15 protein-coding genes are annotated in these 24,136 nt (G+C 70.6%); 7 read left to right on the top strand and 8 right to left on the bottom strand.

All coding sequences use genetic code 11. The features are described 5' to 3' along the window. Positions 1-20: 20 nt before the first annotated feature. On the bottom strand, positions 21-926 hold the full coding sequence (locus AC6JA9_RS15990; protein WP_408890868.1) for a DMT family transporter: 906 nt from the start codon (positions 924-926) through the stop codon (positions 21-23). 181 nt (positions 927-1,107) lie between these two features. Here AC6JA9_RS15990 and uvrA point away from each other — a divergent pair, with 181 nt between their 5' ends. After that, positions 1,108-4,008 (top strand): excinuclease ABC subunit UvrA, encoded by a 2,901-nt coding sequence (uvrA, locus tag AC6JA9_RS15985; RefSeq protein WP_223746725.1) that lies wholly within the window; start codon positions 1,108-1,110, stop codon positions 4,006-4,008. 474 nt (positions 4,009-4,482) lie between these two features. Then, positions 4,483-5,931, top strand: a complete 1,449-nt coding sequence (locus tag AC6JA9_RS15980) for a POT family MFS transporter (RefSeq protein ID WP_223746724.1) — start codon at positions 4,483-4,485, stop codon at positions 5,929-5,931. Between the two features lie 118 nt (positions 5,932-6,049). Here the strand turns inward: AC6JA9_RS15980 and AC6JA9_RS15975 are convergent, their stop codons facing one another. The 4 genes from AC6JA9_RS15975 to AC6JA9_RS15960 all read right to left on the bottom strand — a co-directional run bounded on the left by AC6JA9_RS15975 (position 6,050) and on the right by AC6JA9_RS15960 (position 13,739). Continuing rightward, the gene (locus AC6JA9_RS15975) at positions 6,050-7,444 is read right to left on the bottom strand and encodes a peptide MFS transporter (RefSeq protein WP_223746723.1); all 1,395 of its coding nucleotides are present in this window, start codon (positions 7,442-7,444) and stop codon (positions 6,050-6,052) included. A 177-nt stretch (positions 7,445-7,621) separates the two neighbouring features. Further along, positions 7,622-10,540: an ATP-binding protein gene (locus AC6JA9_RS15970; RefSeq protein ID WP_255665651.1), complete on the bottom strand. Its 2,919-nt coding sequence runs from the start codon at positions 10,538-10,540 to the stop codon at positions 7,622-7,624. Beyond that, entirely contained in the window at positions 10,537-11,325 is a 789-nt protein-coding gene (locus tag AC6JA9_RS15965) for a methyltransferase domain-containing protein (RefSeq protein WP_497960056.1), read from the bottom strand. Before AC6JA9_RS15965 ends, AC6JA9_RS15970 begins: the two co-directional genes overlap by 4 nt. Further along, positions 11,316-13,739 (bottom strand): PilZ domain-containing protein, encoded by a 2,424-nt coding sequence (locus AC6JA9_RS15960; RefSeq protein WP_223746722.1) that lies wholly within the window; start codon positions 13,737-13,739, stop codon positions 11,316-11,318. Before AC6JA9_RS15960 ends, AC6JA9_RS15965 begins: the two co-directional genes overlap by 10 nt. Positions 13,740-14,108: 369 nt before the next feature. On the opposite strand from AC6JA9_RS15960, the gene nadA reads away from it, so the two are divergent. The 3 genes from nadA to AC6JA9_RS15945 all read left to right on the top strand — a co-directional run bounded on the left by nadA (position 14,109) and on the right by AC6JA9_RS15945 (position 16,538). Further along, positions 14,109-15,041 (top strand): quinolinate synthase NadA, encoded by a 933-nt coding sequence (gene nadA / locus AC6JA9_RS15955; RefSeq protein ID WP_046712852.1) that lies wholly within the window; start codon positions 14,109-14,111, stop codon positions 15,039-15,041. A gap of 77 nt (positions 15,042-15,118) precedes the next feature. Further along, complete coding sequence (locus AC6JA9_RS15950) at positions 15,119-15,718, top strand: zinc ribbon domain-containing protein (RefSeq protein ID WP_408890871.1); 600 nt, start codon at positions 15,119-15,121, stop codon at positions 15,716-15,718. 7 nt (positions 15,719-15,725) lie between these two features. Beyond that, a complete protein-coding gene (locus AC6JA9_RS15945) occupies positions 15,726-16,538 on the top strand; it encodes a class I SAM-dependent methyltransferase (RefSeq protein ID WP_223746721.1) in 813 nt (270 codons plus the stop codon). On the opposite strand, the gene AC6JA9_RS15940 is transcribed toward AC6JA9_RS15945, so the two are convergent. Further along, positions 16,531-16,917: a metallothionein gene (locus AC6JA9_RS15940; protein ID WP_497960055.1), complete on the bottom strand. Its 387-nt coding sequence runs from the start codon at positions 16,915-16,917 to the stop codon at positions 16,531-16,533. The genes AC6JA9_RS15945 and AC6JA9_RS15940 overlap by 8 nt on opposite strands. Before the next feature lie 202 nt (positions 16,918-17,119). Between AC6JA9_RS15940 and AC6JA9_RS15935 the strand changes: the two genes are divergently transcribed. After that, the gene (locus AC6JA9_RS15935; RefSeq protein ID WP_497960054.1) at positions 17,120-18,655 is read left to right on the top strand and encodes a hypothetical protein; all 1,536 of its coding nucleotides are present in this window, start codon (positions 17,120-17,122) and stop codon (positions 18,653-18,655) included. Positions 18,656-19,114: 459 nt separating this feature from the next. Further along, positions 19,115-20,338 (top strand): hypothetical protein, encoded by a 1,224-nt coding sequence (locus tag AC6JA9_RS15930; protein ID WP_223746718.1) that lies wholly within the window; start codon positions 19,115-19,117, stop codon positions 20,336-20,338. A gap of 22 nt (positions 20,339-20,360) precedes the next feature. Here the strand turns inward: AC6JA9_RS15930 and AC6JA9_RS15925 are convergent, their stop codons facing one another. Next, a complete protein-coding gene (locus AC6JA9_RS15925; RefSeq protein WP_141332795.1) occupies positions 20,361-21,167 on the bottom strand; it encodes a hypothetical protein in 807 nt (268 codons plus the stop codon). 156 nt (positions 21,168-21,323) lie between these two features. Continuing rightward, a complete protein-coding gene (locus AC6JA9_RS15920) occupies positions 21,324-24,062 on the bottom strand; it encodes a protein kinase domain-containing protein (RefSeq protein ID WP_473566942.1) in 2,739 nt (912 codons plus the stop codon). Positions 24,063-24,136 lie beyond the last annotated feature (74 nt).

Genomic DNA, 24,136 nt, shown 5'->3' with positions numbered 1-24,136 from the left:
GCCGTGGGCACCCGAGCGCCTCAGGGCGCGGGCTTCGACTGCGGGGCGCGCCAACGCTCCAGCACGCCCGTTCCCCAGAGGACGCCCACCATGCACACCAGGGCGCCCGTCACGGCCAGGGGCGAGACGGCCTCATCCAACAGCACCGCCGCCAGCACCCACGAGAAGACCGGCGTCGACTGGGTGGCGACCCCTCCGGCCACCGCGGTGACGTAGCCCAGGGCATACGTGAAGGCCATCTGCGCCACCACGGAGGAAACCCCCACGCCCAACAGCGGAAGCACGACATCCCAGCCGAGCGGCCTCCAGTCCGCGAGCGCGAAGGGCAGGCTGAAGAGCAGGCCGAACAGACAGAAGGAGAGGAACACCGTGGCCGCGTCCGTCTCGTGCCTGAGCGCGCGGATGACCACCACGGCCGCGCCGCCCAGCACCGCCGACGCCATGCCCGCCCACGCGCCCAGCCCCAGGGTCAGCGACACGTCCTGGGCCACCGTGCTCCACATGACCAGCCCCGCGCCCGCCGTGGTGAGCACGAGGCCCGCCAGCAGCGCCCCCGTCACGCGCTCGCCCAGGAACATCCAACCGATGATGGCCGCGTAGATGGGCCAGCACGCGTTGAGCAGCACCGCGGGCCCCACCGACATCCGGTCCAGCGCCACGAAGTAGAGGTAGACGGCCGCGCCGCCGAAGATGCCGCGCAGCGCCCACAGGTGGACGCGCCCGAAGCGGGGCCTGCGCCGCATCAGCGGGAAGAACAGCGCGAGGAACAGCAGGCCGATGGCGAAGCGCCCGGACGCCACCTGCCCCGGGGACAGGCGGCCGGCCAGCAGGCGGGTGCACAGCGCCATGACCGCGAACAGCACGCTCGCGAACACGAGCAGCGGCGTGCCGCGGTAGCGCACGGGGAGGACCCAGCGAGAGGACATAGGAGGAGGCGCCCCTCTACCGGAATCCCGGTCGGGGCTCCAGCGGCCCCGGGTCGCCCGCTCGGGCGGCCGGCGCGGGTGGGAGTGGGCGCGCAACGCCACGCGTTGAGGACCATCCACCCTCCTCTCCAGGTTTTTCCACTACCGGAACACCTATTCAGTGGTAGATCGCCCGCCCATCATGTCCGAGCCCGACGTCATCTCCCTCCGAGGCGCCAAGGAGCACAACCTCAAGAACGTCTCCCTGGACATCCCCAAGAAGAAGCTGGTCGTCTTCACGGGGGTCTCCGGGTCCGGCAAGAGCTCGCTCGCCTTCGACACGCTCTACGCGGAAGGCCAGCGCCGCTACGTCGAGAGCCTCTCCGCCTACGCCCGTCAGTTCCTGGGGCAGATGGAGAAGCCCAAGTACGACACCATCCGGGGCCTGTCGCCCACCATCTCCATCGAGCAGAAGGCGGCCAGCAACAACCCCCGCTCGACGGTGGGCACCGTCACCGAGGTGCACGACTACCTGCGCGTGCTCTACGCCTCCATCGGCGTGCAGCACTGCCCCAACTGCGGCCGCAAGGTCGGCAAGCAGAGCGCGCAACAGATTGTCGACGAAATCCTGAAGATGCCCTCGGGCAGCAAGCTCCAGGTGCTGGCGCCGCTGGTGACGAACCGCAAGGGCGAGCACAAGGACCTGCTCACCGAGGCGCAGAAGCGCGGCTTCTCCCGCGCGCGCATCGACGGGGCGCTCAAGAGCCTGGAGGAGCGCATCGAGCTGGACAAGAAGTCCAAGCACGACATCGAGCTGGTCATCGACCGGCTGGTGCTCAAGGCGGACATCAAGACGCGGCTGACGGACTCGGTGGAGACCGCGCTGCGCGAGGGCAAGGGCACGCTCATCATCACCAACGAGACGGGCGCGGCGAGCGCCGACCGGGTGATGAGCGAGCTCAACGCGTGCCCCGCCTGCGGCATCTCCTTCGGGGATTTGACGCCCGCGTCGTTCTCCTTCAACAACCCGCTGGGCATGTGCACGGACTGCAACGGCCTGGGCACCCGGCCGGAGATGGACCCGGACCTCATCGTGCCGGACCCGTCGCGCAGCATCCGCGACGGCGCCATCGAGCCCTGGGCCAACGGGATGAACCGCGGCGAGGGCTGGACGGCGGACTTCGTGGAGAGCCTGTCGAAGGCGTTCAAGATTGATCTGGACGTGCCCTACGGGAAGCTGTCGAAGCGCGAGCGCGACACGCTGATGAACGGCGCCAAGGGCAAGAGCTTCACCGTCGAGTGGGGCGACAACGGCAAGTACAAGATGGAGTGGGAGGGACTCGTCGAGCGCATGATGCGCAACTTCAAGACGACGACGTCCGAGGCCCGCCGCACCGAGCTGCAGAAGTACTTCAGCAACAAGCCCTGCCCCACCTGCAAGGGCGAGCGCCTGCGCCCCGAGAGCCGCGCGGTGAAGGTCCACGCGCACTCGATTGTCGAGCTGAGCCGGCTGACCATCGCGGACGCGCTCGCGTTCCTGGGCGCGCTGGCCTTGTCCGAGCACGAGCGGAAGATCGCCACCGAGCTGCTCAAGGAGATCCGCAGCCGCCTGTCGTTCCTGGTCGACGTGGGCCTGGGCTACCTGATGCTGGACCGCACCGCGTCCACGCTGTCGGGCGGCGAGAGCCAGCGCATCCGGCTGGCGTCGCAGATGGGCAGCGAGCTGACGGGCGTCATCTACATCCTGGACGAGCCCTCCATCGGCCTGCACCAGCGCGACAACGGCAAGCTGCTCACCACGCTCAAGCGCCTGAGGGATTTGGGCAACTCCGTCATCGTCGTGGAGCACGACGAGGAGACGATGGAGGACGCGGACTGGCTGGTGGACTTCGGCCCGGGCGCGGGGGAGCTGGGCGGCCAGGTGGTGTCCCAGGGCACGCCCAAGCAGGTGATGGCGGACGAGAACAGCCTCACCGGCGGCTACCTCTCCGGGCGGCTGGAGATTGAAATCCCCGAGCAGCGCCGCGCGCCCAATCCCAAGCACCAGCTGGTGATTCAAGGCGCGAAGGAGAACAACCTCCGGGACGTGGACGCGGTGATTCCGCTGGGCATCTTCACCGCCGTCACCGGCGTGTCCGGCGCGGGCAAGTCCACGCTCATCAACGAGATCCTCTACCCCGCCCTGGCCAGGCACCTGTACGACAGCCGCGAGTCGCCCGGGAAGCACAAGGCGGTGCTGGGCTTCGAGCACCTGGACAAGGTCATCGACATCGACCAGCGGCCCATCGGCCGCACGCCGCGCAGCAACCCCGCCACGTACACCAAGGTGTTCGACGCCATCCGCGAGGTGTTCGCGATGACGCCGGAGGCGCGCGCGTTCGGCTACGGGCCGGGCCGCTTCAGCTTCAACATCAAGGGCGGCCGCTGCGAGTCGTGCGAGGGCGACGGCGTCAAGCTGGTGGAGATGCACTTCCTGGCGGACGTGTACGTGCCCTGCGAGGTCTGCAACGGCAAGCGCTTCAACGAGGCGACGCTGCGCGTGCGCTACAAGGGCAAGAACATCGCGGAGACGCTCGACATGAGCGTGCGCGAGGCCCAGGAGCACTTCGGCGCGCACAAGGACATCATGCGCGTGCTGCAGACGCTGGGCGACGTGGGCCTGGGCTACATCCGCCTGGGACAGCCCTCCCCCACCCTGTCCGGCGGCGAGGCCCAGCGCATCAAGCTGGCGCGCGAGCTGGCGCGCGTGGCCACCGGCCGCACGCTCTACATCCTGGACGAGCCCACCACGGGCCTGCACTTCGAGGACATCCGCAAGCTCTTGTCCGTGCTCAACCGGCTGGTGGCCGCCGGCAACAGCGTGCTCGTCATCGAGCACAACCTGGATGTCATCAAGAGCGCGGACTGGCTCATCGACATGGGCCCCGAGGGCGGCGCCGGCGGAGGCCAGGTGCTGGCCGTGGGCACCCCGGAGAGCGTGGCCAAGGTGCAGGCCAGCCACACCGGCCGCTACCTGGCGCACGTGCTGGGCAAGTCCCGGCGCGCCCGCGTGGGCAAGCGCGTGGCGGACACGAGGCCCGCGCAGCCCGGCGCGACGGGCTGATTACACACACCGGCCGCTTCCAGAACATGGAGCGGGGGGCGGGGGTGCCTTCATTCACCCCCTACCCCCCGTCCACCTTGGAGGAAGACTTCACAGGTGGGGTGTGAGACGCGAAATCAGTTTCAGCCGCGTGTCATATGATAGGGCCTCATCAATTCCTGTCAAACAGGCCCAGCCCGCTTAAGCTGCATCGATCAACACGCACTCGCATCGGAACGCGCGGGGCAAGCTCGCAGGAGAATTCCGGTGCGACTGCGCCGCGGGCGCGGGGCACGCGACGCACGCCGCATCGCGGCAGGGCAAGGCAGGCAGCCCGCGCCAAGGCCGCCCCACCGTGTGGGGAGGGGCCGCTCGGGGTGGCGGAGTGACGTGGGACGCGGGCCTTCGGTGGAGTCCGGCGCGCGCGTTGGGTAGGGTTGGGCCCCTTGCCTTCCAGGCGCCCCCACCTTTCGCCACCAGGGAGCACCCCGACTCATGGCTGAGAGTCCCGCGGTACCGCAGAACAACAAGTTCCCGCCGCAGATACCCTTCATCATCGGCAACGAGGCGTGTGAGCGCTTCAGCTTCTACGGGATGCGGAACATCCTCACGGTGTTCCTCATCGACTACCTGCTGCGCAACGCGGTGCCCGACACGGGGCTGCGCGAGGCCCAGGGCAAGAGCCTGATGCACACCTTCATGGCGGGGGTGTACTTCTTCCCGCTCATCGGTGGGTACCTGGCGGACCGCTTCTTCGGGAAGTACCGCACCATCCTCTGGCTGAGCATCGTCTACTGCATCGGCCACGCGCTGCTGGCCGTCTTCGAGAACAACGCCACGGGCTTCTACACGGGCCTGGCGCTGATCGCCGTGGGCAGCGGCGGCATCAAGCCGTGCGTCGCGGCGATGGCGGGAGATCAGTTCAACGAGTCCAACAGCCACCTGGTGAAGAAGCTCTTCGCCATCTTCTACTGGACCATCAACTTCGGCTCGTTCTTCGCGTCGCTGTTCATCCCGCTGTTGCTCAAGAACTTCGGCCCGTCGGTCGCCTTCGGAATCCCGGGCGTGCTGATGTTCATCGCGACGGTCATCTTCTGGGCGGGCCGGCGCCACTACGTGATGGTGCCGCCGACGGGGGCCAACCCGCACTCGTTCCTCAAGGTGGTGAGCAGCGCGCTGAAGAACCGGGGCCAGGGCGGCCACTGGCTGGACGGCGCCAAGTCCACGCACCCCGACGAGGCCGTGGAGGGCGCCAAGGCGGTGTTCCGGGTGAGCGGGCTGATGCTGCCCTTCGTGCCCTTCTTCTGGATGCTGTTCGACCAGAAGGCGTCCACGTGGGTGGTGCAGGCGCGCTCCATGGACCTGAACGTGGCCGGGTACGAGTTCCAGCCCAGCCAGATGCAGTTCGTCAACCCCATGCTGGTGATGCTGCTCATCCCCTTCCTGACGGCGGTGGTGTACCCGCTGTTCCAGCGCTCGGGGTGGGAGCTGACGCCGCTGCGGCGCATGCCGCTGGGGCTCGTCTTCGGGGCGGTGTCGTTCATCATCGCCGGCTTCTTCCAGGTGGCGATGGAGGGCGGCACGACGCTGAACATCGCGTGGCAGATTCTGCCGTACGTGGTGCTGACGCTCGGCGAAATCCTGATGTCCACCACGGGCCTGGAGTTCGCGTACACGCAGGCGCCCCGGCAGATGAAGGGCACCATCCAGAGCGTGTGGCTGGTGACGAACACGCTGGCCAACGTGGCGGTGGCCATCGCCGCGGCGCTCAACGTCTTCTCCGGCTCCGGCCAGTTCTTCTTCTACGCGGGCATGGCCCTGGTCGCCGCCGTGGGCATGGCGCTGGTGGCCCGCCGCTACGTGGTGCGCGACTGGTACCAGACGTCCGCGCCGCTCCCCACCGAGGAGCGCAGCGCGGCGGGAATCACGGCGAAGTCGGCCTGAGAAGAACAGCGACGCCGGAGCCCTCCACCTGAGAGGCGCTCCGGCGTCGGGTGCATCGTCGAAGCCAAGGGGCGCGCTTCTCCTTTCCAGGGAGGCGCGCCCCTCGTCGTTTCCGGACTCAGGCCGCGGCCACCGAGGAGCCGCCCTGGGCCTGCTCGTGGGTGGCGGAGGCGGGCTTCACCTCGTCGGTGCCGTGCATCATCTTCTTCAGCACCGGCGAGACGACCAGGAGGATGAGGCCGGCGATGCCCGTGCCGATGGAGATGTAGAGGAACACGTCGAACTCGCCCAGCTTCTCCGAGTAGCCGCCGATGACGCCGGACAGCTTGTTGGCCGCCGCGTTCGCCAGGAACCACACGCCCATCATCGCGGAGACGATGCGCTGGGGCGCGACCTTGGTCACCATGGAGAGGCCCACCGGGGACAGGCACAGCTCGCCCATGGTGTGGAACAGGTACGCCAGGATGACCCAGTACGCGGCCGCCTTGCCTGCGTCCGCGCTCTGGTTGGAGGCGCCCAGCATGAAGACGAAGCCGACGGAGAGGAACACCAGCCCCATGCCCATCTTCACCGGGATGCTCGGGTCCTTGCCGCGCGCGGCCAGCCACCCCCACAGCCCCGCGAACACCGGCGCCAGCGCGACGATGAAGAGCGAGTTGAAGTTCTGGAACCAGGTGGTGGGGACCTCGGCGCCGAACAGGTGACGGTCCACCTTCTCGTTCGTGTAGAGGTTCATCAGACCGCCGGCCTGCTCGAAGCCCGCCCAGAAGGCGACGACGAAGAGGGCGATGATGAAGATGACGATGATGCGGTCGATTTCATCGCGGCTGAAGCCCTTCTTCTCCCCGCCGCCCTGCGCCGCCTGCGCCTGCGGCGTGGGCTTCACGGGCGCCAGGCCCACGTCGCCCAGCAGCTTCTTCTGCAGCGCGAGGAAGGCGATGAGGCCCAGGAACATGCCCACGCCCGCGGAGCCGAAGCCCCAGTGCCAGCCGACCTTCTCACCCAGCGTGCCGCAGATGAAGTTGCCGAGCATCGCGCCCAGGTTGATGCCCATGTAGAAGATGGTGAAGGCACCATCCCGACGGCCGTCACCCGGCGCGTACAGCCCGCCCACCATGGTGGAGATGTTCGGCTTGAAGAAGCCGTTGCCGATGATGAGGAAGCCCAGGCCCACGTAGAACATCATCACGCTGGGGAGCGCGAGGACCAGGTGGCCTATCATCATCAACACGCCACCGAGCACCACCGCCCGGCGCTGCCCCATGAAGCGGTCCGCGATGAAGCCGCCGACGATGGGCGTCAGGTACACCAGGCCGGTGTACGTTCCGTAGAGGCTGAGCGCTTCGCTCTTGGTCCACCCGAAGCCCCCGTTGACCTGGCTCGTGAGGAATAGGACGAGCAGGCCGCGCATGCCGTAATACGACATGCGCTCCCACATTTCGGTGAAGAACAGGAGGTACAACCCTCGCGGGTGCCCCTGACGGGCAGCGCCCGCGGCTACGGTTCCTTGCATGCCGAGGTTTCCTTCGGTGGGTGGATGGGGGTGTGACGTAAAGAGCACTTGACTGTAGCAGACCCAACGACAGCCGTGCGTGAGTGGACAACGGGGACGGCCGAGAATTCCCCCGCCCCCCGCCCCGCCCTCCGGACGTCACGCCGCGCCGAGTCGAGCCTCCGCCCGTGAAGGGGATCAGCCCAGCCGGCCCACGCGGGGCTCGGACTGTCCCTCGGCGCCGCCGTTCGACGAGGAGCGCCCCGGCGGACGCAGGGGCAGTCGCACCTCCACCTGGGTGCCCTTGCCCGGCGCGCTGCTCAAGTGGATGCGGCCGCCGTGGCGCACGACGATGCGCCGGCTCAGGGCCAGCCCCAGCCCCGTGCCCTCCCCCGCGGCACGGGTGGAGAAGAAGGGCTGGAACAGCCGCTCCATGTCCTCCTGGCGGATGCCCACGCCGTTGTCGCTGATGGTGACGACGGCCTCGTCCCCCTGGCAGGAGGTGGCCACGCGCACCCGGCCGTGCTCGCCCACCGCGCGCAGCGCGTTGTCCAGCAGGTTGAGCCACACCTGGTTGAGCGAGCCCGGGTCTCCCTGCACCGGCAGCGTGCACTCGTAGGCGCGCTCCACCGTCACGCCCGAAGGCACGCGCCACATGAGCACGCCCAGCGTGGAGTCCAGCAGCGTGTCCAGGGACAGCATCACCGGCGTGTCGGTGGTGCGGGTGAAGGACAGCAGCGACTCGGCGAGGTGGCGGATGCGCTGGCCGCACTCCTCCATCACCTCCACCATGGCGCGGCTCATCTGCGCGTCCGGCGTGTCGGCCACCAGCACCTCTTTCAGCGGCGTCAGCGCGTTCATCAGCCCGTTGAGCGGGTTTCTGACCTCGTGCGCGAAGCCGGAGGTGAGCAGGCCGATGGCCGCCAGCCGCTCGTTCTCCGCGGAGCGGATGGCCGCCTCGCGCAGGCGCAGCTGCGTCTCGATTCGCGCCAGGAGCTCGCGCGGGCTGAAGGGCTTGCCCAGGTAGTCGTTGGCGCCCGTGCCCAGGGCCTCCACCTTCGCGGAGACCTCCTGGCGCGCGGTGAGGAGGATGACGGGGATGTCCACCGTCTGCGGATGCGAGCGCAGGGCCTCGAGCATCTGCAGCCCCGAGAGCACCGGCATCATCACGTCCGACACGATGAGCTCCGGCCGCTCGGCCAGCGCGCGCTGGCGGCCCTCCTCGCCGTTGACGGCCTCCATCACCCGGTAGTGCTGCTTGAGCAGCCCCGCGATGAAGCCGCGAATCTCCGCGTCGTCCTCCACCACCAGGATGCGGGGCGCGTCCGGCCCCGGCCCGGCGTGATCCCTGGCCGGCAGCGCGGAGGCGTTGCGCCCGTTGTCCGGCACGCCCGCGTCCAGCGAGGGGTACGAGCCCGAGATTCGCCGCTCGCGCCGCACCGGCATCTCCGCGCGGCGCCGCTCGCGCAGCTCCTCGCGGATGTGCGCTCTCCCCTTGGGCAGGCGCACGTGGAAGGTGGAGCCCTGGCCCAGCTCGCTCGTCACGTGGATGCCGCCCTCGTGCAGCTCCAGCGTCTCCTTCACCAGCGCCAGGCCGATGCCCGTGCCGCCGAAGCGGCGGGTGCCGCTGTTGTCCGCCTGGGCGAAGCGGTCGAAGATGACCTTCGTGTCCGGGGCGGAGATGCCCTGGCCGGTGTCCACCACGTCCACCCAGACGTCCTTCTCGTCCTCGTGCACGCGCACCGTCACCCCGCCGGCCTGGGTGAACTTCAGCGCGTTGGACAACAGGTTCTGGAAGACGATGTCCATGCGCTCGTGGTCCACCTCCACGGGCGTCACCGTCTGGCCCTCCAGCTTCAGCCACACGCCCTGCCGCTCCGCCATGGCGAGGAACGGGGGCAGCACGGTGCTCAGGAAGGCGTGCAGCTCCAGGGGCTGGTAGCGCAGCCGCGCCTTGCCCGACTCGAGCTGGGCCAGGTCCAGCAGGTTGTTGATGAGGCGAAGCAGGCGCTGCGCGCTGCGCTCCATGGTGGCCACGTGCTGCATGACCACCTCCGGGTTGTTCTCCTCGCCCCGGCGCTCCAGCGACTCGAGCGTCAGCAGGATGAGCGTGAGCGGCGTGCGCAGCTCGTGGCTGACGTTGTCGAAGAACTCGCTCTTGAGCCGGTCCAGCTCCTGCTGGCGCACCAGCGCGTCACCCAGCTTGCCGTTGGCCTCCTTCAGCTCCTGGGTGCGCTCGGCCACGCGGTCCTCGAGGGCCACGTTGGCGCGGAAGATCTCGTCGTAGCGCTGCTGCAGCTCCGACAGCGAGCCCATGATGGCCTGGTTCTGCGAGCGCAGCGCCTCGTCCTTGCCCTTCAGCTCGCGCCGCCCGTCCAGCCAGCCGCCCACCGCGAAGCCCGCCGTGGCGAGCGCCCCCACGCAGAACACCGGGTGGCCCAGCCCCACCGCCGTCGCGGCCAGGCCACACACCGTGCCCAGCACCAGGCCCAGGTGGTGCCCCCACAGCGACGGAGGGTCCGTCCACGTCAGGTGGTAGCGGCACGCGGGCGCGCCGTGCACCTGGCACTCCAGCTCCCGCACCTCCGCGGGCGCCAGGCCCCAGATGGTGGGGAACGACGCGAACTGGCCCATGCGCAGCTCGCAGATGTTGCGGTCCTGCTCGACGATGCTGCTGCGGTACGTCAGGTCCAGCCGCTCGCGCTCCAGCCGCTCCACGGTGAAGTGGCCCACGCGGTTGTAGCTGGGGGAGAACTCAATGGTCTGCCGGTAGCACATGCGCGGCGAGCCGACCGCGCGCAGCATGTAGAAGACGAAGCCGAGCGCCTGGGGCGACGCGGTGAACAGCCCCGCCTGCCGCATGAACTGCGGGTCCCCCGACTCCTGCTGGAGCATCGCCGCCACGCGCTCCAGGAAGCGCAGCGAGACGAAGTTCGTCGGCGTGCGCATGTACTCCAGCGGCAGACCGAAGCCGTGGCGCGCCCAGGCGCGCTGCAGCCGCTCACCGCCGTAGCGCTGCTCGAAGTACAAGAGCAGCGTGGAGGTGGCGCGGGTCCCCACCTCGGGCGCGTTGTCGGGCGTCTGCGCATCCTCCCGCTGTGGGGCACTGTCACTCAAGGCCGGGTTCCCTCCGTCACCAGCGTCACCGCATACTTGAGTCCGGCGGGGTCCGCCAACATGGCCAGGAAGTCGCGGCAGTGGGCCTGGTACGGCTCCAGGCCTCCGAAGGCGGGCGCGGCCACCGGGGCCAGCGCGGCGAAGCGCACCTCCCAGTCCCGCATCAGCCGGGCGTCCGCGGCCCCGGCCACCAGGTAGAACGGCAGCAGGTGCACCTTCACGTCCACGAGCCCCGCCTCGCGGAACTCCGAGAAGAGCTTGCGCCCGACGTGCAGATCGAACCCCCTCGTGGCCAGCGCGTCGACGATGCGCTGGGTGCCGTCACGCAGCGCGTCGGAGAAGGGCCAGTTCTGGAAGCCCAGCCCGTCGATGTCCGACACCACCACCTTGCCGCCCGGCCGGGTGACGCGCATCAGCTCCGCGAGCGCCACGGGCCGGTCCGGCAGGTACTCGAAGACGTACTGGCTCCAGACGTAGTCCACCGACGCGTCCGGCAGCCCGGTGCGGCGGATGTCCGCCTGATGGAAGCGCAGCCAGGGACGGTGGGCGTTGCGCAGGGAGGCCTCGCGCAGCCGGTCCTCGTTGAGGTCCACGCCCGTCACGTGGCCGGTGGGGCCGACCAGGTCCGCCATCGTCTCGGAGATGCCGCCGGGGCCGCAGCCCGCGTCGAGCGCGCGCGCCCCGGTGCCAAGCCCCGTGGCGCCCAGGAGGGGCCGCATGTTGTCGGACGCGCCTTCCTGCGCGAGCAGCCGACGTCCCTCTTCCGTGGACTCCATCAAGTACATGAAGGGTCCTCGGGTGACGGCTGGGCGGAGGCGCGGCGCGGGCGGCTGAGCCGCTCGAAGAGCGAGCGCCACAAGTCACACCAGCGGCGGACCATGGAGCGGTGGAAGATCCACTCACAGAAGCGCCCCTGCCCCACGAAGCCCATCGACGCGAGCAGCGGCGCGTCCTCGTCCGCCACCAGGCCCACCGCCGAGGGCCGGCCCCGCGCGCGGGCGTGGGCGATGCACCGGTGGACCAGGGCCTCCAGCGCCTGCTTCGCCAGCGGATGCGAGCGGTCCGCCACCTCCAGCCAGAAGCCGTTGGTGACCTCGATGTAGCTCAGGCCCGGCGAGGCCTCCTCCACCAGCGCCAGCGCCAGGGGGCCGTGCTCCCCGTCCACCACGAACATGCGCCGGTCCCGGTACAGCCCCGCGGCCGCGAAGCGCGCGCGCATCTGGTCCTCCGCGTCCGGCTCCGCCTGGAGGTCCTCCGCCAGCACGCGGACCACCTCACCCCGGGCGCGCAGGTGCGCCTCCAGCCAGGCGCGGTCCGCCTGCGTCCCCTCGCGCACCGTCAGCGTCGTCGCCGGGGCCTGGGGCGCCAGCTCCAGGGGCAGCCGCATGTAGTGGAAGGCGCGCAGCATGCTGAAGCCGCGGTTCTCCATGACGCGGGCCAGCCACGTGCCCAGCCGGTTGGGCCACCGGTTGTCGCTGCGCCACATGTAGCGCAGGAACTCCACGTCCTCGATGGCCTCGCCCATCTCCACCGCGAGCGCCGTCAGGTCGTTGGCGATCTGCTCGTGCCGGTGGTAGCCGGGCCGCACCGCCAGGTGCTGCACCAGCCACGAGCGCGAGTGCATCCTCAAGCCGCCCACGTGGCCCATGATGGCGCCCGCGTCCGCGTAGAGGATGGAGCGGCCCAGGTCCTTGGCCTCCGCGAGCCGCCGGTGGGTGTGCTCCAGCGCGTCCAGGTAGCCCGCCTCGCCGCCGAAGGGGTAGTCCGGATGGAAGGTGTAGTGGGACTCCTCCATCATCTTCCAGATGTCCGCCAGCTTCTCCTGGCCGCCGTCGCGCGAGGCCCCGCTGCGCGACGCCATGAAGGCGTCATGGATGGCGTCGCGAATCTTCGTCGGCACCTCGAGCAGCCGCACGCCGCAGCGGTACGGACGCAGGCTCCGGTCGAACCGGCTGTCGGTGTTGACCGCGTCCACCGAGCGGACCTCCGCGCGGCACGGCACCTCCGAGCCGTCCGGCAACAGGAGCGACACGTCCAGCTGGGAGCCGGCGGGCAGCACCTCGCAGGACGCGTCGAACGGGAACGCGAAGCCGCGGCCGCTCAAATCCAACACCGAGCGGGTGATGCGCTCGCCGTTGATGGGCGCGTGGAAGGTGACGAGGAAGCGGTGGTCGGGCCCCAGCCGGAAGCGCTGCAGGCCGCGGCGGTTCTGCAGCCCCACCGAGCGCGGCACGCTCAGCGCCACGTCGTTGTCGCCCCGGCGCAGCACGCTGGTGGCGCCCGAGTAGCTCTGTCCGCCGACCTCGAAGGAGAGCTGCAGCACGTCCCCCACGTCCGCGGGGAACGCGCCATCATTGAAGCCGCGCAGCACCGCGCGTCCGTCCTGAAGCTCCACCACGGGCGCGTCCAGGCGGAAGTGCGAGGACGGGGTGTCGAGGTAGTGCAGCCAGATGGGCGTCTCGCGGCGCACCGCCTTGCGCAGGAGCGCCAGGACGATGACCGGGTCCCGCATGCGCGAGGACGGCGCCGTCACCGGCTCGTCCAGGCCCTCGCCCCAGGTGATGCCCAGGCGCAGGTAGGGCTGCTGGGTGGCGTGGACCTGCTGGGCGTGGCGGATGAACGCGCGCGGGACCTGGAGCACCGTCTTGCCGTGGCGCTCGAAGACCAGGTCCTCCAGCGCGGTGCCCTGGATGAACGCGCCGATGGACGCGGTGAGCGGCACGCGCAGCGCGGCGCCGAAGTTGCCCACGTCCAGGCAGCCGGCGGGGTACGTCACGCCGTTGAGCCGGAAGCGCACCGCCAGGGTGCTGGCGGGCGTCACCCGGGCCGAGGAGCGGTGCTGGAGGATGCTGGTGAGCCGGCGGCCCAGCTCCGACACGGTGAGGCTGTCATCCAGCGTATTGAAGACATGCCCTTCGGCCGCGGTCTCCACGAGCTCCTCGAGCCCCTGGCGGTCCGACTGCGAACAGACGAAGACGCGCACGGCCTCGGGCGCGGCCCGGTCGACATGTCTCAAGAAGCGCCGCGCGTTCTCCGGAGGAGCGATGATGAGGGTGGGCGCCGTGGACTCCATGCGCCGCGTGGCTTCCACCTGGGACTCCACCGCGACAACCCGGTGGACGCCCAGGACCTCGGCCAGCGCGGCGCGCCGGCCCTCGTTCGGATGCACAATCAGGACGTCCTGAGTGGGGACACTCATGCTCTCTCCTCGACGGGAAAGGCGTTCAAATGGAGAAGGGGCAGGGCCATTGCCTGCCCACGGCCACGGGTCCGGTGCCGCCCCCTCTCCACCAGCCGATCGCGTGTTCTCGACCCCGAATGTGTGGCTTGTCCAAGCTCGACAGCAAGGCGACTGCTCCCCCGGGCCGACCCGGAGGATTGCGCGCAGTCTACCCTCTCCGCGCCGTCAGGTGATGCGGGCATGCGCCTCGCTTGCACGAAGTGGGACGGTGGCAGAGTCGACCCAGGGAACGCCAGCGCCGGCCATCCGTCCGCCCGGCAGCCAACTTCCGACGATGTGGCCCAACCCCGCCGGGCGAGTTAAGTGTCGACCAGGCAAGGAGGTGCCATGGGCACCGAGGTGGATTACGCGCGGGAAATCGAGGAGCTCAAGCGTTCCATGAACGCTGTGATTCTTGCGCACTACTACCAGGAGAGCGAAGTCCAGGACGTGGCGGACTTCGTCGGGGACAGCCTCGCGTTGGCGCAGGCGGCGGAGCGCACCCAGGCGGACGTCATCGTCTTCTGTGGCGTGCACTTCATGGCGGAGACCGCGAAAATCCTGAATCCCTCGCGGCAGGTGCTGTTGCCGGACCTGAAGGCGGGCTGTTCGCTGTCGGACCGGTGTCCGCCGGCGGCCTTCAAGGTCTTCAAGGAGAAGCATCCGGGCGCCTTCGTGGTGAGCTACGTGAACAGCTCCGCCGCGGTGAAGGCGATGAGCGACGTCATCTGCACGTCCTCCAACGCGGTGAAAATCGTCAACCAGGTCCCCCGCGACCGGCAGATCCTCTTCGCGCCGGACCAGCACCTGGGCCGCCACGTCATGAAGCAGACGGGGCGGGACATGGTGCTGTGGCCGGGCAGCTGCATCGTCCACGAAATCTTCAGCGAAAAGAAGCTGGTGGAGCTCAAGGTCCTCCACCCGGACGCGGAGGTGGTGGCCCATCCGGAGTGCGAGGCGCCGGTGCTGCGGCACGCGGACTTCATCGGCTCGACGAAGGGCATCCTCGACCACGTCATCAAGAGCCCGAAAGAGAAGTTCATCGTCGTGACGGAGGCGGGCATCCTCCATCAGATGAAGAAGGGCGCGCCGCACAAGCACTTCATCCCCGCGCCGCCGGACAACGGCTGCGCGTGCAACGAGTGCCCGTACATGCGGCTCAACACGATGGAGAAGCTCTGGAAGTGCATGAAGGAGCGCACGCCGGAGCTGACGATGCCGGAGGACCTGCGGGAGGCGGCCCGCGCTCCGTTGCAGCTCATGCTGGAGTGGTCCAGATAGAGCGGAATCTGTCGTCACAGCGGACATTTGCCAACTCGCGTCTTGCGCTGGGAAGGCCAGGGTGCAATGGAGCATCCGTGGCCTTCCGATTTCTCGCAGTTCCGTCGCACCGACTGGTGGAGCATCCCCAGTCGCTGCCGGTCGATGAGCGCCTCGAGCCGGACCTGCCGCCGGTCCATGAGGCGGTGGAGCGCGCCCTGTCAGGCGCCGAGTTCCGTGACATGCGCGCGAAGGACCGCCTGCGCGCCCTGCTGCAGGGCGACAAGCCTCCGAAGCTGGGCGCGCCCGAGGCGGGGTTCGGCGCCTCGGCGGTGTTCGCGCAGCCTCCCCAGGATTTGCCGGCGCTCTTGCGTCTGGCGGATGAGCTGGAGGGCCTGGCGCGGCGCGAGGCCGGTGAGCGCGCGCTGGTGTGGAAGTGCGGCGACTGCGGCGCCCGGTACGCGGTGCCGGTGGCGCTGGTGCGCCAGGTGTCCATCCGCTGCGAGCGGTGCGGCACCCCGGTGGAGCTCAACGCCACGCGCAGCCTCGGCGAGGAGTCCCTCATCGACCCCTTCCAGGGCGCGGTGAACGACAGCCGCAGGGAGCTGGCCGCCTTCTTCCGCGAGGCGATGGCGCGGGGCTGGCCGGTGCTCGTGGCCGAGGACCGGCGCGTCCCCCCCCCGCCGCCCCAGGCCTGACGTCCGGGTGCGGCACGCGCTCGTCCAGCTCCTTCGATGCCCCCGCTGTCGCAAGGGCGCGCTGCGTCCCGAGGCGCCCGCGCCGGTGTTGCTCTTCGGCCCGCTGCGTTGTCCGGAGTGCCGCACCAGCTACCCGGTGGCCGAGGGCGTCGCGGACCTGGTGCTGGAGCCTCCCGCCTCCGCCGGCCTGCAGCGCGGGCTGGAGAACCGCTGGGTGGCGCGCTCCTACGAGCGCTACGTGCGCCCCACCCTCCAACGCGCGCTCCTGCGTCAGCCGCTCGACGCGGACAGCGAGTACCTGCTCTACCGCAGCCTGCTGGGCACGCCCGACGGCCCGGTGCTGGATCTGGGCTGCGGCACGGGGCTGGTGGCGCGCAGGCTCGCGCGTGAGCCGGGCTTCCCGCCCGTCGCCGGACAGGACGTGAGCCCCGCGATGCTGGAGGAAGGCATGGCGCAGGCGCGCGAGGCGGGCGCGACGGTGGACTTCCTGCGAGCCCAGGCGCCCTACCTCCCCTTCCAGGACGGAGCGCTGGGGGCGGTGTTGATGGTGGACTCGCTCCACTACGTGGAGGACCTGGGCCGGCTGATGCTGGAGGTGGCGCGGGCGCTGCGGCCCGGGGGACGCTGGGTGGCGAGCACGTATGCGCCGCCGGGGTCCGCGTCGGGGCTGCTTCACCGTCGCGCGGGGCTCCACCCAAGGACCGAGGCCACGCTGCGCGCGGCGGCCGGGGCGGCGGGGCTGGTGCGCTTCGAGCGCGTGGCGCTGCCGCCGCTGCTGGTGCTCAAGGCGGAGAGGGCCTCCGCCGAGACGCTCAGATGAAGATTCCGGCGGACGCGTCGGTGCGGCGCGCCTCGTCCAGCTTCAGCTGCGCGGGCTGGCCGCGCAGCGCGTCCATCACCTGCCGCTTGGGCTTGCAGCGGGCGCACTCACACGTGCCCTTCTTGCACGTGCAGTCCGCCTTGCTGCCGCACTGACACTTCGCGGCCATCAGCGAGTCGAGCGCGTCGAGCGGCCGCTCCTGCTCGCCCGTGGCCGGACGGGCCTCGGCGGCCTTCGTGTCCGGGGCGGGCGTCTGGGCCTTCTCGGCCTTGGCTCGCGCGGCCTGGGCGTGGGCCTCGCAGGCGCTCGCCGCTCGGGGCGCGAGCATCAGCAGACCGCTGGCCAGCGCCGCAACCATCATCGTCGCGTTGCGTGTCATGTGCGCGCTCCTCGAGGGGCCCTCGCCCCCCGTGCTCCGGCGCCTATAGCGCAGGCCCCAACGACTGCCAAGGTCGACGGCCATACCTTTGTCTACCTCGCCGCGTCACGTCGAGCGTCTCTGTTGGCTGCTCGCCGGGCAGGGAAGCGGCGCGTACAGTCCTGCCCCTCTCGTGACGAACTCCAACGCTCGCTTTATTCACGTGACGGCCCTGGTGCTCGGCGCCCTGCCCCTGTGGGTGTCCCGCCACCTGCCCATGGTGGACCTGCCGCAGCACCTGTACCTCATCTCGGTGCTCCACCGGCTGGATGACCCGAGCACGCTGTACCCGCAGCTCTTCGAGGCGCGGCACGCCCTGACCCCGTACCTGGGGTACTACTACCTGGTCAGCGCGCTGAACTGGCTGCTGCCGCTGGATTTGGCCAACCGCGTCTTCCTCACCGCCTACGTGGTGGGCCTGCCGCTGAGCCTGGGCTTCCTGCTGCGCTCGCTGGGCAGGCCCACGTGGCCGTCGCTGCTCGCGCTGCCCTTCGCGTACGGAGACAGCTTCGGCTGGGGCTTCATCAACTACTGCGCCGCGCTGCCGCTGACGTTGCTGTGCTGTGGCTTCTTCGTGCGCGCGCTGGAGGACGCGCCCCGGCGCAGACGCTGGGCGGCGTGGCTGGCCGGGTGCCTGGTCGCGGTGCTGCTGTTCCATGTGCAGGCCTTCGGGTTCCTCGCCTTCGGGCTGCCCTGGCTGCTCGTCACCACGGCGGTGCCGGAGGACGCCACGGCGCGGGGACTCGTCGCGAGGCTGAAGCCCCGGGTGCCGGCGCTCCTGGGCGTGGTGCCCGGGGTCGCGCTGTTCCTCGGCTGGGTGGTGCTGCGCTTCGGTGAGCCGCCCGACATCCAGCCGGGGGCGCCGTGGAAGGCGTGGGGGCCGACGTTCTCGCCGCAGAACCTGGGGTGGAAGAGCTTCGCGCAGAACCGCGCGGAGCTGTTCGACGTGCTCGCCAACACCCTGCGGGATGGCTCGGACCGGTGGGCGATGTACGCGGTGGGCGCGGTGGCGCTCGTGGGTTGGGTGGCGGGGCTGGTGCGTCCGGAGGCCGGTAACACCCGGGGCTGGGTGACGCGCTCGCGGCTGCTGGGGTTGGGCGGGCTGGCGCTGGCCCTCTACTTCCTGCTGCCGTTCGACATCCGGGGATACGTCTACTACCTGAACACGCGCTATGCGCACCTGGCGGCCGCGCTGCTGGTGGCCACCGCGCCGGCGACGGTGGCGTCGTGGCGGGTGCCGCTGCGATGGGCCGCGGGGGCGTGCGCGTTGGTGCTGGCCGTCACGCTGGGCCGGGGCTTCCGCGCGTTCTCACGCGAGGCGGCGGAGTGGGAGGGGCTGGTATCGGCGACGGCGTCGAAGCCCCGGGTCATGGGGCTCGTCTACGACCCGGGCTCGCGCGTGGTCCGCTTTCCGGTGTTCATCCACTCGGCGGCGGTGCTCGCGCGTGAGCGCGGGGGGGTGCCCAACTTCACGTTCGCGTCCACGCCGCACTCGCCGCTGAAGTATCGCGGCGAGGTGCCGCCCACCTTCCCCTCCGAGTGGCGGCCCCAGGACGTGGATTGGGACAGGCAGGGCGCCTGGTACGACACCTTCGTGGTGCGCGGCGCCCACCCGTCGCAGGTGTTCGGCGCGAGGCTCCAGTCGGAGTTCGCCATCGTCGGGCAGTCGGGCCGCAGCTGGCTGGTGCGCAGGCGCTGAGCGCGGGGTCCGAGGTGTTCGGCGCGAGGCTCCAGGTGAGGCGCGCCACCACCAGGTCGCGGCCCACAGGTGCGATGGCGCGAAGCGCGGATTTCGAGTTGGTTGGCAGGGGGCTCCACCTCGCGCTCGCGCTCATCAGCTCGACGGGCCGCAGTCGGCGGGTGCGCAGATGCTGAGCATGGCTTCCCAGGTGGGTGGCAGAAGGCTCCGCCTCGCGCTCACGCGCATCAGCTCGACGGGCCGCAGTCGGCGGGTGCGCAGATGCTGAGCACGCCTTCCGAGGCGTTCAGAGCATGGCTCCGCTCGACGCTCACCGACGTTGGCCGGCGTCGGGCGTCGACACCACCACGACACTCGCACCCGAGCGCCGCGTCCCGCGCCGTCCCGAGTGTGGGCCAGTGGTCGCGCGCCCCGCACGGGCGATGCCCCGAGACACACGGCGCGCGGTACAAGGCCCCCATGAAATCCCCCGCCTCGGACCCTCGCTCCCTGCTGGACGCACTTCGCGCCGGCACCGCCCTGCCGGACCTCCCCGCCGACAAGGTGGAGGCCGCCCGCGCCCTCGCGCGCGAGGGCCACGTCGCCACGCCCGCCGAGGTGGAGGCCCTGCCCGAGCCCCTCGCCGCCGCCCTCCTCGAAGCCTCCGTGCTCGCAGGCCAGCCCGCGCTCGCGGAAGCCCTGTCCGCCTCCTCGGTGAAGCCGCTGGCCAAGCTCGCCAAGAAGGCCCTGTACCGCCTGCGCTCGCGCGGTGTCGCGGTGGCCGAGGCCCCGCGCGCCGCCCCCACCGAGTCCCCCACCCCCGCTCCCGCGAGCGACGCCCTCCCCGCCCTCGCCAGCATCATCACCGGCCGGGGCGAGCGGGCCCTCGTCCTGGGCCGCGCCATTCGCGGCGGCGGCATCGAGGTGGTGCAGGCCCTGCTCACCGACGAGCACGGCGTCATCCAGCTCCAGTTGGGCGAGAAGGGCCGGGGCGCGTGGCGCCGCGTCATCAAGGAGGGCCTGGAGCAGGGGGGCACCATGGAGCTGCCCGTGGATGAGGCCGCCGCCCTGCTCGCCGAGGCCGCCGGACTCAACCTGCGCACCCACACCCCGTTCCCCGAAGGCCTGGACGTCGCCTTGCGCCACTTCGGCGTCCAGCCGCAGCTCGAGCCCACCACCCTCCCCGCTCCCGAGCCCGACGATGTCCGCCGCTCGCGCGAGGGCGACCTCCTGCACGAGACGGCCGAGATGGCCGCGTGGCTTCCGCCCGAGCCCGTGGTGAAGCGCCTGCTGGCGAAGCTGGACGAAGTCGTCGTCAGCCCCCTGGCCCTCAGCGACGTGCAGCGACAGGACCAGCTCCAGTCCGCCGTGGCCTCCGTGGCGCGGGACTTCTTCTCCCCGGACATGGCCCGGCGCTACGCCCTGCGACTGTGGAGGATGGCGGACTTCTTCGAGCGCACCGAGCGGACCCGGGAGGCCGACGTGGCCCGGGGAGAGGCGCGGCGCCTGTTCCACGGCGCCGACCAGCCCTTCTCCCGCTTCGCCGAGCGCCTCTTCGAGAAGGTCGTCGGCCTGGTGGCGGCCGCGGGAGCCCGCGCCGAGACCGCCACCCAGCGAGCCCCCGGAGCCCGGGAGCCCACCGCGTCCGCCGAGGCCGCCCCCTCTCAGGAGCGGCGCAGTCCAGGCGGACTCATCCTCCCCTGAAGCCCCGGGGAGGCCCCGCGCCTCACTCCGGTGAGACGCGGGCGCGCAGCAGCAGGTCCAGGTTCTCCTGCTCCCAGGCCTGGGCCCGCGAGTAGTCGTGGAAGCGCTTCTCGTGCTCCATGAGCTCGGGCGGATGGATGCACCGCCGCCCGTCCTCACCCCGCCGGGTCCGGTAGATGTGGTGGAGCATCTCGTGGAAGACGATCCACTCCACGAAGTAGCGGGGCACCACCGGCTGGTCCAACGCCGGGTGGATGCGGATGACCTTCGAGTCCGCCGAGTAGGAGCCCATCTTGATGCTCTTGCGCGGCCCCTTCACCCGGGGCGCCGGCCCGTAGGTGATGGCCGCGTCGATGCGCCGGCCGAAGTACCGCTCGTTGAGCCGGTCGAAGATGCGCTCCAGATCGTGCGTCCGCCCCGTCGGCTCCAGCCGGATGCGCTTGCGCATCTGCGCCGGGGACAGCCGCCGGATGTAGCTGCGGTTGCGCTCGATGTAGCGGTCCAACAACGCGCTCGCCTCCGGGTCCCCCTTGCGCACGAAGCTGGCGAGCGCCTGCACCACGTCGTCGGGCGCCGCCAGGAACATGTGGTGCAGCCGAAGCCGCCACATCGCTCGCTGACGTTGGAAGGTCAGCATCGTGTGCGTGTTGTCGTGGACCTCCACCGCCACCTTCGCGCGCAGACGCGTGCGGAGGCGGCGTTCGAGCACGCGTCTCCAGACCTTCAAGAGCCGGTTCGGTTCCGGCGCGACAGGAAGCTGTCGCACTACCCGCCCGGCCGTGTAACTCCTCTTCGTCACGATGTTTTTCTGCTTCTTGAGGCGCGCCATGGAGCGCCGGATTCTACGGCCCCGTCTGACATGCGCAATGCGCTCGCCAAGCGGAAAACCTAGGAAATCCAACGACTTAATGGCACTCAAGCCCACCCGGTCCCACTTGTCCGCTCCTGGGGGAGGCCCGCCCATACGGGCAAATGCCCGTCCCGACTAGCGACGCGGTTTGCAGGGCACCGGGAGGACGAGCGGACCCGGGTTCGCCTGCTCGATGAGGTAGGATTTCGTCCCCCGTCCGGTCCTCCGGCCGGGGCAGTCAAAATCGACCCGGAGTGGGCCGGGGGGCAGGCTGACGAGCCGATTGACGGGCAGCCGCTCGCCCCCCTCCTGGCGCAGGACCGTCTTCGGGGGCCCCTCGAAGCGGACCTCCACCAGCGAAGGCGGTGCGGGCTCGACCTTCGCGGGGAGCTCGGGCGCGGCGGCGACGCCCGGTGTCGGGGCCGGCGCCTCGGGCGTCGAGGGCGCGGGGGCGATGCCCGCGGCGGGATGCGCGGTGACCACCGGGGCGGCGGCTACGGGCGGCGGATTCGCGGAGCGCACCGGCACCGTGACGGCCGACGGCTTCTCCTCGAGCGCCTTGTGGGAGAGGTCCCGCGGCGGGATGGACAGGGGCGTGGGGCCCTTGAGCCGGGTGTAGAGGCCCCAGCACACCAGGCTCAGCAGCACCAGCAGGAGCAGCCCACCGACGACGACCAGCACCAGTCCTCGCGAGCCGGTGCGCGCGGGGGTCGCGCTCGTGTCGGAGTAGTCGTAGCCGCCGCCGTACCCCATGGTGGACTCGTCGTCCTCGCCATCGCGCAGCGAGGCCGTGGGGCTGGTGAGCGCGCCCGACATGCTGGAGTCGGTGTGGAAGTGGTCGTCGTCGTCCCCCACGGCCACGGCCGAGGCGCGCGCCGCGGGCATCAGCGGCCGGGAGGCGGCGCGGTGGCTCACCGTCGCCGGGGTGATGGACACCGACGGCTCCAGCTCCACCGAGGACATGCGCCGCATGGGCGTCGTCAGCGACACCGACTCGGACGTCTCCACGTCCACGGAGGACATGCGCCGCATGGGCGTCGTCAGCGACACCGACTGCGAGGCCTCTTCGTCCAGGGGCGACAAGCGCCGCATGGGCGTGGTGAGCGACACCGAGGCCTCCGCGTCCACCACCGACTGGCGGCGGATGGGCATCGTCATGTCGCCGGAGTCGTCCTCCAGCTCCCGCGGAACCGGCGTGGGCGAGCGGCGCGGCGGCGCGGCCACCGGCGGAGAGGACAGGCGACGCGCGCGCGCGTCCGTGGGCGTGCGGGGGACGGGCCCTTCCGCGAGCGCCGCCGCGCGCGGCGAGGGAGGAGGCTCCAGCGGCGCGACGGCGCGAGGCGGCGGCTCCACCGGCAGCGGCCCCGACGCCGCGCGCCTGGCGGGCGTGGGCGGCGCGGTGAGCGGCTCCGGGGTGATGGGGCCTCGCTGCGCGGAGGACACCTCCGAGTGCGTGCTGGAGCGCCGCGCGGGAGGAGGCGGCGTGCGGCCCCGGCTGCGCTGGGGAATGGTGGACTCGCCGTCACCGGCGTCCTCGTCCTCCTCGTCCCGGAGCTGCGACAGCACCGAGTACCCCGTGGGCGCCGTGCGCACGGCGGTGGACATCTCCGAGTCCACGTCCTCGTCCACGGGAGGCGCGCTCCGGGCGCCGCTCGGCAGCTCGCGCGGGCGCGCCATCTGCGTGGCCGGCTCGGGCTCGTCCCGGTAGCTGGCGGCGGGCAGCCCGTCCGCGGAGTTGCGACGCGGCGTGGGGCGCGCGGTGAGCCCAGGCGCGGAAGCAGGCGCCGGCTCCGCCATGGGCGTGGTGGAGGACAGCGTGGGCCCGGTGACCTCCAGCGGCGGCAGGCGCTGGGGCATGGACGAATCCAGCACCCGGTTGCCCGCCATGGGCACGGTGGCGTTCATGCGGCCCGCGGGCTTGGACACCGGGATGTGGAGGATGGTGCGCTCCTCCTCCTCGCCCATCAGCCGCGCGATGTAGTCGGCCACGTCCAGGCTCTGCTGCAGCGAGCCCGACGCGAGGAACGCCTCCAGCTCCGCGTGCACCACCGACGCGCGCGGGTAGCGCTGGTTGCGGTCCTTCGTCAGGCACCGCATGACGATGCGCGACAGCTCCAGCGGATAGTCCGGGCGCAAGAGGTGCGGCGGCGTCGGGTCCTCGAAGCGGATGGCGTAGAGGATTCCCTCCGTCGTCGGCTTGGAGAAGGGCTGCTTGCCGGTGGTGATTTCGTACAGCATGGTCCCCAGCGCGAAGATGTCCGCGCGGTGATCCAACCGCTCCTGCGACACCTGCTCCGGCGCCAGGTAGAGGAACTTTCCCTTGATGACGCCCGGCTTGCTGCGCTCCATGAACGCGCCGGCCTTGGCGATGCCGAAGTCGACCAGCTTGACGCGCCCGTCGTAGCCGATCATCACGTTCTGCGGGCTGACGTCCCGGTGGATGAGCTCCAGCGGGCGGCCGTCCACGCCCCGGCTCTGGTGCGCGTAGTCCAGCCCCGACGCCACCAGCGAGCAGATGCGCGCCGCCACGCCGCACGGCACCGTCGCCCCGAACTTGAACTCCTCCAGCACCACGTGGCGGAGGTCCACGCCCTCCACGAACTCCATGGCGATGAAGATGTTGTCGCCCTCCTTCCCCAGCTCGTGCACCTGCACGATGTTGGGGTGGTGCAGTTGGGCGGCGATGCGCGCCTCGTCCAGGAACATCTGGACGAACTCCGGCTCCTCCGAGAGGTACGGGAGGATGCGCTTGAGGACCACCAGCTCCGGATCCGGCGGACGCTGCGCCAGGAACAGCTCCGCCATCCCACCCACGGCGAGCCGCTTGATCAGCAGGTACTTTCCGAACGGGATGGCCGTCTGGGGCGAGCTCACGGAGGGAACGAGGCGTCTGACAGGGTGGGACAGGTTGGACTTTTCCCGAGCTTACCCACAATCAAAGGGTTGGG

The organism is Myxococcus sp. MH1 (assembly GCF_059738865.1).
The sequence above is the reverse complement of the archived record's forward strand: the minus strand, read 5'-3'. Positions and strand labels throughout refer to the sequence as shown.